Here is a 7,671-nt window from a genome sequence, read left to right on the forward strand (position 1 = left end):
TTCAAAAACCACTTTCCAATGATTTATAAGCATTGCAAAAAAGTAGGTATTGACCTTGAAAAAGATTGGATTCCTGTTGTTCCTGCCCAACATTATTTATGTGGCGGAATAGTTGTAGATATCAATGGAAAAACATCCATAGAGAATTTATTTGCCTGTGGTGAATGTTCCAGAACAGGTTTACATGGCGCCAACAGACTCGCTTCAAACTCCTTGTTGGAAGCTTTGGTATACTCGGACAAAATATACCATTACTTGGCCGAAAACCCTTTTATCGCTCCAAAAAAGGCAAGCATTAGCCCGGAATGGCCTATCCAAAACAAAACAAAAATCGCTCCCGAATACATCGCCCAGACAAAAGCTAAACTGCAATTGTTGATGCGTCAGAATGCTGGAATTGTTCGATTTGATTCAGATTTATTAAAAGCCAAAGAAGCCCTTAAAAGCCTGCAAAACGAAATTGACGAAAAGATACAAAATCATCTTCCTTGCACCGATTTATACGAACTAAACAATATGATTGATATTGGTAATCTTATCGTTCAGCAATCAATTGACCGTAATGGTAATTGTGGAGGATTTGTAAAATATGAATCGAAAGATATTCAACAATAAAACGTTTAAAAATAAATTTTAAAAAGTCCCTTGACAGAAAGTTGAGGGACTTTTTTGGTTTATAAAAAGACGAATTACTTTGCACTACTAAATTTCTTTTCGTCTTCTGTTGTTGGTTTTCCGGTGGCATTTGGCTGGCCTTTTCCTGTGGTAATTAAATTCTTTAAACTTTGTTGAATGTATTGCGTCCAGGCATTACTACAGATATCATAACATTCAAATTCTGGGACCAGTCCATGATGCGTAACACGGATTTCTGTTTTGTTGTCTTTCTCAGAAATTTCAAAACTCATTTTGGTTCCTGTCCATTCGCTTCTATCTTTCGTAAATTTAAAATAGTTATACTTCACAAACCAAACCACTTTCTTGTTAGGAATCACTTCTGTTAATTTGATTTGGCAATAATGAACATCCTCATAATGATATGTAAATTCATCATTAAGTTTCTCTGTGTTGCCTTCAATTTCTTCGGACCACCATCCGCGAACATTAGTAATAGCATTGAATGCTGCTTCGGGAGTTTGGTCAACTAATAAGGTAGTGGTAAAATCTGTTGTCTCCATGATATATGTTTTTTTTAAAATTTCGAACAAACAAATATATCACTAATTATCAACTAGTTAATTGCAAAAGTAGACTTTTTGGAGGGCTGATTTGGACAATCTTATTTCTATATTTATCAAAAAGAGAATATGAACAGATCACCTTATCACACTAATCACTATAATTTTTCTTCTCTTCCCTTTCTTCCTTTATTCTTTTGTTGACATCCACTTTTGTGCCTCGCAATACATAAATAGATATTTCAGGTTCTCTTGCAAACTTATTGATTCTTTTGCCTGCCAAATAAACAGTGTCGAATATTGGAATTTCTCTTGTTCTCCCTTTGTCATCATCGTCATCCTCTTTTACCAAAATCACATCTTTAATTTCTTTGTCCAAAGGAAGCCAATTAATATAGTCAGCATTAAAGGAATGGGCAATCACTTTTTTGTTAGAAGTGTAATAATTGATCGCACCAGCCTGTCCATAATTATCGCAAAGAATTAAAGTATGTTCCAAATCTGGCAGTGTTGCTGCAACAGAATCTACTTTCAGGGCCAATTCTTTCCACCCCAACATATCGGCAAAGTCTTGTGGCAACAAATGATCCTTTCCGTCTTCCCAACGAAGCAAACCAAATTTTTGATACGCTTTGGCATGATTAACTATATATTCAGGGCTTTTGTTTGGGAAAAACGCTTTATACATCGGAATAAAAAGTAATATTGGCAATAGGATTAAAACAGGCTGTAAATACCTTTTCCAACCTTCTTTCAATTGATCGGCCAAATAAACAGAACCAAAGGAAATGTAAATAGGATAAAGACCAATGGCATAATAATCTTTGGCTTTAAAATACATAAAAACTGCGAGTGTAAAAATAATGCTCCAAAAGAACAGTTTGTATTTCTGGAATGGTTTGTACAATAACAAGGCTAACAGTCCTAATACAATGACAAAAAAAGAACCTATAAAAAAAAGTAATTGCGATTTTAAAAAACCTAGCCTATCTACATAAACCAATTGCGTATCGGCTAATACCTTTAAATGATGAATCACCGGAAAGTCGTTATTATACTGCCATAAAAGGTTTGGAAAAATTAATAACAATCCTAAAACAAGGGCAAGATACAATTTAGGCTGACCGAATATTTTACGCTGTTCCGTCAAGGCAAGAGCGGGTATCAATCCAATAATAAGAAAACCGATGTTGTATTTATTCAGAAAACCAAAAACAAATACTATTGCTCCAATGAAAAGCCATTTTGTGTTTTCGGTATTGATGTATTTGATTAGAATAAAATAAAAAGTCGTCCAACACAACACATCAAAAGAGTTAGGTTGGTATAAAGTATTCAGCCTTAAAAGTGCCGAAAAAAACACACAGGTTGCTCCCAAAATCAAGGCAAACAAACTACCTTTTAATTCTTCGATTGCTTTCCAAACAACAACAATCGTCAAGGTGCCAAACAAGGCAGGAAAAAATTTAATCCAAAAAATAGAATTCCCCAAAAGATAAATAATATAGGAAATCCAAGAAGTAAAAGGTGGTACCGACAAATAACCCCAAGCTAAATGATGGGCTTGGTCAAGGTGCAAATATTCATCTCGTTGTAAGTCGTAGTCTGAACTTATTAAAGAATATTGCAACACAAATTTCAGTATGATAAAACCGAGTAAAAATAATGTCTTTTTTGTCATTGTGGGTGCTGTCTGTTATTGATTTTTCGCAATGTCGCTAATTACAAACCCAATTGCTTTCTTATTTTTGCAGTAAGTTTATTTTTCACCAACTCATAAGATTGCTGAAGGTATTTTTCCCAATCTGCTTTTTTCATTTTATTGGTATCTTCAATCCAAACCCATTTGTATCTGGCAACATAGGGAGCTGGTTTGAATCCTGGCCAATTACAAATTTCTTCAAATTCATCATCCGCAACTTTAAATGAAGCGGTTGTGGGAGATTGGTCCAATCCAACGACACAAAACATTTTTTCTCCAACCGAAAAAACTAGGTCATGTCCCCATTTAATATCCTCTCTCACTGCTGGCATTTCCCTGCATATATTTTGTATTTCTTCAACGCTCATTTTGCATGCTAATTTGTTAGTCCGTAAATATAAAGGATTTTAACGTACCATAAAAGCTCTTAAATAATGACATTGAGCTCAACCCAGTTCTTTCTAAAAAGTTGCGTTTGAATAATCTATAGCAATAAAAAATCCCAGTCGTTAAACTGGGATTGTAATAAATAAAGCCTTTTCCTTCTACTATTTTTGTTGTGGTTTATTTCCCGATGGCAAATAATACAGCCAGCTAAAGCCTATTAAAAATAAAATTAAAGAGGCAATAAATGCTGGTATCAAAATTTCTTTATTATTATCTAAAGCATTGTTCAAAGAGGCATACAACAACCAAATCTGTATGGTAACATTCAAAATTAATATGAATATCAAGGTCGAAAGAATGTTGTTCAGCTTGTTTGGATTTGCCTGATTTTGGCTGGTTCTAAAGGTACTCATAGCTTTATATTTTAGTTTTTATACTGCGTGTTCTTCATGCTGAGACGCTTTAACATAAATATCGTTTTCCTTAAAAAACACTTCCAGACTCGGTAAAGCTCTTGGTGGTGGCCCTCCCAGAACATCTCCAGTTTTGGCATCAAATGAACCTTCGTGGCATGGGCAATGAATGATTCCAGTGCCGGGTTTGTAAAATACAGAACACGACAGATGGGTGCACTTTTGCTCGTAGGCCTTGAAATCCCCGCTTTCGAGATGAATCAAAATATAGGGTATGGTACTGCCCTCGATTACAAAAGCGCGGGTTCCACCCAAAGGAACCTCGTCTTTCTTGCACACAAAATGCTCTCCTTCGACTTCTTCTTTGGGAAGCAAATAGGCTTTGGCAGCAACGAGTCCGCTGCCTACCATCAGTCCTCCCGAAACAAGGGTCAGGAATTTGGCAAAATCACGACGGCTTACATTAGTCGCTTGCTGTTTGAGGATTGGAAAGTCTTTCTTCCAATTTTTATTTAAATTATCTTCTTTTGACATTTTTTATGTAGTGAAAAGTTTATGTTTCAAATTACACTTTCTTAATACTTAATACCTAGTATATAATCAGCTCCGCGCTTCCTTTTGGCATCATAATATTGACTTTGGTATTGACAATTTCTTTACCAAATATAAAGGTATTGACCGGCGTACTGTTCGGGCGCATTTCCTCGATTTCGGTTCTTGTACCGAAAAACAAAGCCCCGCTTGGACAAACTGTTGCACACATTGGTTTTTTACCGATACTGGTTCGGTCGTAACACATCGTACACTTCATCATTAAGTCATAGGACTCTTCTTTTTTTGGCACACCAAACGGACAAGCCAAAACACAATTTGAGCACCCAATGCATCTTTCGGTGTTTGCGGTATGCACGATTCCGTTTTCATCTTTGGATATCGCATCGGCGGGACACACATTGGCACATACTGGATCGTCACAATGCATGCACACTTGAACGGTGGTTTGCACAGTCGAAGCCCGATCTACATAATTGACACTGATTAAGGATTCCTGACCGTTCGTCTCACATTCGGCGCAAGCCATTTCACAGGCTTTACAACCAATGCAACGTTGCATATCTACAAAAAATTCCTCGTTTTTATTGAAACTGGTGTAATTCATTTTTCCTTTTTTATAGATTAAACGCTTGCATAGGCTTTTGATTCTTTGGAAGGAGGCGCTATTTCCTTAAGCGGTTCCAAATGACAAGCACATACTTTGAACTCTGGTATTTTGGAAATTGGATCTAAAGTCCCCGGCGTTAATTGATTTGCCGATTTTTTACCCGACCAATGGTACGGTATGAAAACAGTATCTTCTCGAATGGTTTCCACAATATTCGCAGGAAAAACTCCTTCGCCTCGTCGGGTGGAAACTTTTATTAATTCTCTTTGTTTGATTCCGTATTGTTGTGCCAGTTTAGGATGAATTTCCAATAATGGCTCTGGATATTGATCGACTAATTTACCGATTCTGCGGGTTTGCGTACCGCTCAAATATTGGGACACCACGCGACCTGTGGTCAAAATTACAGGATAATCTGCATCAGTCACTTCGCCAGGAAGCTTGTACGGCGCGGGATTAAAATGCGCTTTCCCATCAGGGGTTTTAAACTTTTTGTCCTCCCATAATCTTGGTGTTCCGGGATGATCTTCGGTTGGACAAGGCCAAAAGATTCCCATATTATCCTCAATTCGTTTATAGGTGATTCCGTTATAATCTGCTGTTCCTCCCTTGGAAGCCACACGCAGTTCGTTAAAAATAGCTTCGCTATTCTCATAGGTAAATTTATCTTTCACGCCCAAACGTTTGGCCAATTCCAATATTATAGAAGTATCTGTTCTGGCCATTCCCGGAGGAGTTACCGCTTGGCGAATTCGAATCACCCTTCCTTCTGCAGAAGTGGTCGTCCCTTCCTCTTCTTCCTGCAACGAACCTGCCAGCACAATATCGGCGTGGCGTGCTGTTTCATTCAGGAAAAAGTCAATACAAACGTAATATTCCAGTTTTTCCAAAGCTTCACGAACATAATTACTGTTCGGCAAAGACACCAATGGATTGAAACAAATCGAGATTAATCCCTTAATTTCTCCACGGTGAATGGCTTCGATTATTTCATAAGCCGAAAGCCCTTTTCCAGGTAAATCTTTCTCATCGATTCCCCAAACCTCCGAAATATACTTACGGTGTTCCGGATTCTCAATATCTCTGTTTCCGGGCAATTGGTCACATTTATGACCGTGCTCTCTACCACCCTGTCCATTTCCTTGTCCGGTAATAGTTCCATAACCACAATACGGCCTTCCGATTCTTCCTGTTGCAAGCACCAAATTGATACATCCCAAAACATTATCCACACCTTTCGAGTGGTGTTCGATTCCGCGGGCGTGAAGCAAGAAACTCGTTTTAGCTTTACCCCACAATTCGGCTGCCTCGCGTATTTTATTTTTATCGATTCCTGTCACTTCCTCAGCCCACTCCAGCGTATAATCTTTTACTGCATCTATCGTTTCCTGAAAACCCGAAGTATAATTATCTATAAAATCGTGATCCAGCATATCATGATCCACCAAATATTTCAGCATTGCACCGTACAAAGCCGAATCGGTTCCCGGACGTACGTCCAAATGAATATCGGCTGTTCGTGCCAGCGGAATCATCCTTGGGTCAACCACTATAATCTTGGCACCGCGGTCACGAGCTTTCCAAATCCAGTGTGTCAGCGTTGGAAAAGTCTCGCTGATATTGGCACCTGCCACTATAATCACTTCAGCATATTCCAAATCCGAATAATTATTCGAAGCCCTATCCAGACCGAACGCTTTTTTGTTCCCCGCACCAGCACTCACCATGCACAAACGTCCATTATAATCCAGATTTTTGGTTTTAAGAGCTACACGGGCAAATTTTCCAACCAAATAACTTTTCTCATTCGTTAATGAAACTCCCGATAGCATCGAGAACGCGTCATTTCCGTATTTTTCCTGAATGCGTTTAATCTCCGAAACTGTTTTGTCCATTGCATCATCCCAAGAAGTAGGTACAAATCCTTGACCAGGAACGCTTTTCAAAGGAGACATCAATCGGTCAGGGTGGTTATTTTGCAAATAGCGCTGAACCCCTTTTGGACACAGTCTGCCTTCGTTAAAAGGAAATTCCATCCAAGGCTCAAACCCTACCACTTTATTTTCTTTCACCAATAATTGGATACCGCATTGCATTCCGCAAAAACAACAATGCGTTTTCACAGCTTCATCTGGCTCGTCCCTGCCTACATATCCGTCTTTTGGCGCATAATTCAGCGTAGGGCCAAAATGCTTTACTATATTCTCCTCTGCTACCGGTAATTTTGCCATTTTATATTTTTTACAGTTGTCTGTTATCTTTTAAAATCTGAATTCTGCAATCTAATAATCTTTCTTTGGGCGTGACCACAATAGAAAATGGGCCTAATTTACATTGCGTTTATACGGCCCATTCTCTATTGCGGTCGGGCTATCCGCGCTACTTCGGTAGCTGGCTTCTATCCCTCACGCGGTCGTAATCAACATCTGTTTTCAATAAAAACATTTCATTCTTAACACATCCACCTTCATCCAATCTGCTTTCTATCCTCTTCTTCTAACTTCCAATATTATCCAAACAAATTACCACCTTCCAGTCTTGCCTTCAAATGCGCTTGTGCTAATCTTGATCTTTTCCCTTCGGGGCTTAAATCCAAATGTGATGTTCCGTCTTCGTGCGAAAAATCAAAACCCAATTGTTCCGTTACAGTTTTCAAATCCTGAATATGCAATTTAGTGGCAAACTCCTCGCCCGTGTGTGGGCAAACCGCCATTCCCATTTTCATTCCTTGCTTCTTGTAAATGTGAGCCCCGATTTGAGCCGGACGTTGAATGATATGAAAAAACTTCCCGAACGGAATCCAAATCAAAAACATAATCACCGTAACGG

Annotated in this window: 8 protein-coding genes and 1 pseudogene; 1 reads left to right on the top strand and 8 read right to left on the bottom strand. The window is 38.5% G+C overall.

From position 1 onward, the window contains the following. A partial coding sequence (locus VFS71_RS12095) for an FAD-binding protein (protein WP_326401543.1) occupies nucleotides 1-615 on the top strand: 615 nt, incomplete at its 5' end. A gap of 74 nt (nucleotides 616-689) precedes the next feature. Here VFS71_RS12095 and VFS71_RS12100 read toward each other — a convergent pair. From VFS71_RS12100 to VFS71_RS12135, 8 genes and pseudogenes are all read right to left on the bottom strand, one after another. Next, nucleotides 690-1,178: an SRPBCC domain-containing protein gene (locus VFS71_RS12100; RefSeq protein WP_326401544.1), complete on the bottom strand. Its 489-nt coding sequence runs from the start codon at nucleotides 1,176-1,178 to the stop codon at nucleotides 690-692. Nucleotides 1,179-1,329: 151 nt separating this feature from the next. Next, nucleotides 1,330-2,859 (bottom strand): glycosyltransferase family 39 protein, encoded by a 1,530-nt coding sequence (locus tag VFS71_RS12105; protein ID WP_326401545.1) that lies wholly within the window; start codon nucleotides 2,857-2,859, stop codon nucleotides 1,330-1,332. A gap of 41 nt (nucleotides 2,860-2,900) precedes the next feature. Further along, nucleotides 2,901-3,248, bottom strand: coding sequence for an MmcQ/YjbR family DNA-binding protein (locus VFS71_RS12110; RefSeq protein ID WP_326401546.1), 348 nt, complete (start codon nucleotides 3,246-3,248; stop codon nucleotides 2,901-2,903). Nucleotides 3,249-3,428: 180 nt separating this feature from the next. Continuing rightward, entirely contained in the window at nucleotides 3,429-3,680 is a 252-nt protein-coding gene (locus VFS71_RS12115; RefSeq protein ID WP_326401547.1) for a DUF6755 family protein, read from the bottom strand. 18 nt (nucleotides 3,681-3,698) lie between these two features. After that, nucleotides 3,699-4,214: a Rieske (2Fe-2S) protein gene (locus VFS71_RS12120; protein ID WP_326401548.1), complete on the bottom strand. Its 516-nt coding sequence runs from the start codon at nucleotides 4,212-4,214 to the stop codon at nucleotides 3,699-3,701. A 55-nt stretch (nucleotides 4,215-4,269) separates the two neighbouring features. Next, a complete protein-coding gene (locus VFS71_RS12125) occupies nucleotides 4,270-4,839 on the bottom strand; it encodes a 4Fe-4S dicluster domain-containing protein (protein ID WP_326401549.1) in 570 nt (189 codons plus the stop codon). A gap of 17 nt (nucleotides 4,840-4,856) precedes the next feature. Further along, entirely contained in the window at nucleotides 4,857-7,073 is a 2,217-nt protein-coding gene (locus VFS71_RS12130) for a molybdopterin oxidoreductase family protein (RefSeq protein ID WP_326401550.1), read from the bottom strand. Nucleotides 7,074-7,351: 278 nt separating this feature from the next. Continuing rightward, nucleotides 7,352-7,671 (bottom strand): annotated as a pseudogene (locus VFS71_RS12135) (MFS transporter); the annotation flags it as partial.

This window comes from Flavobacterium sp. (assembly GCF_035760125.1).
Lineage (GTDB): Bacteria > Bacteroidota > Bacteroidia > Flavobacteriales > Flavobacteriaceae > Flavobacterium.

Coding starts and splice junctions, on each gene's coding strand:
- VFS71_RS12110 (WP_326401546.1), bottom strand. CDS start 3,248: ATGAGCGTTGAAGAAATACAAAATATATGCAGGGAAATGCCAGCAGTG.
- VFS71_RS12125 (WP_326401549.1), bottom strand. CDS start 4,839: ATGAATTACACCAGTTTCAATAAAAACGAGGAATTTTTTGTAGATATG.
- VFS71_RS12130 (WP_326401550.1), bottom strand. CDS start 7,073: ATGGCAAAATTACCGGTAGCAGAGGAGAATATAGTAAAGCATTTTGGC.
- VFS71_RS12105 (WP_326401545.1), bottom strand. CDS start 2,859: ATGACAAAAAAGACATTATTTTTACTCGGTTTTATCATACTGAAATTT.
- VFS71_RS12115 (WP_326401547.1), bottom strand. CDS start 3,680: ATGAGTACCTTTAGAACCAGCCAAAATCAGGCAAATCCAAACAAGCTG.
- VFS71_RS12100 (WP_326401544.1), bottom strand. CDS start 1,178: ATGGAGACAACAGATTTTACCACTACCTTATTAGTTGACCAAACTCCC.
- VFS71_RS12120 (WP_326401548.1), bottom strand. CDS start 4,214: ATGTCAAAAGAAGATAATTTAAATAAAAATTGGAAGAAAGACTTTCCA.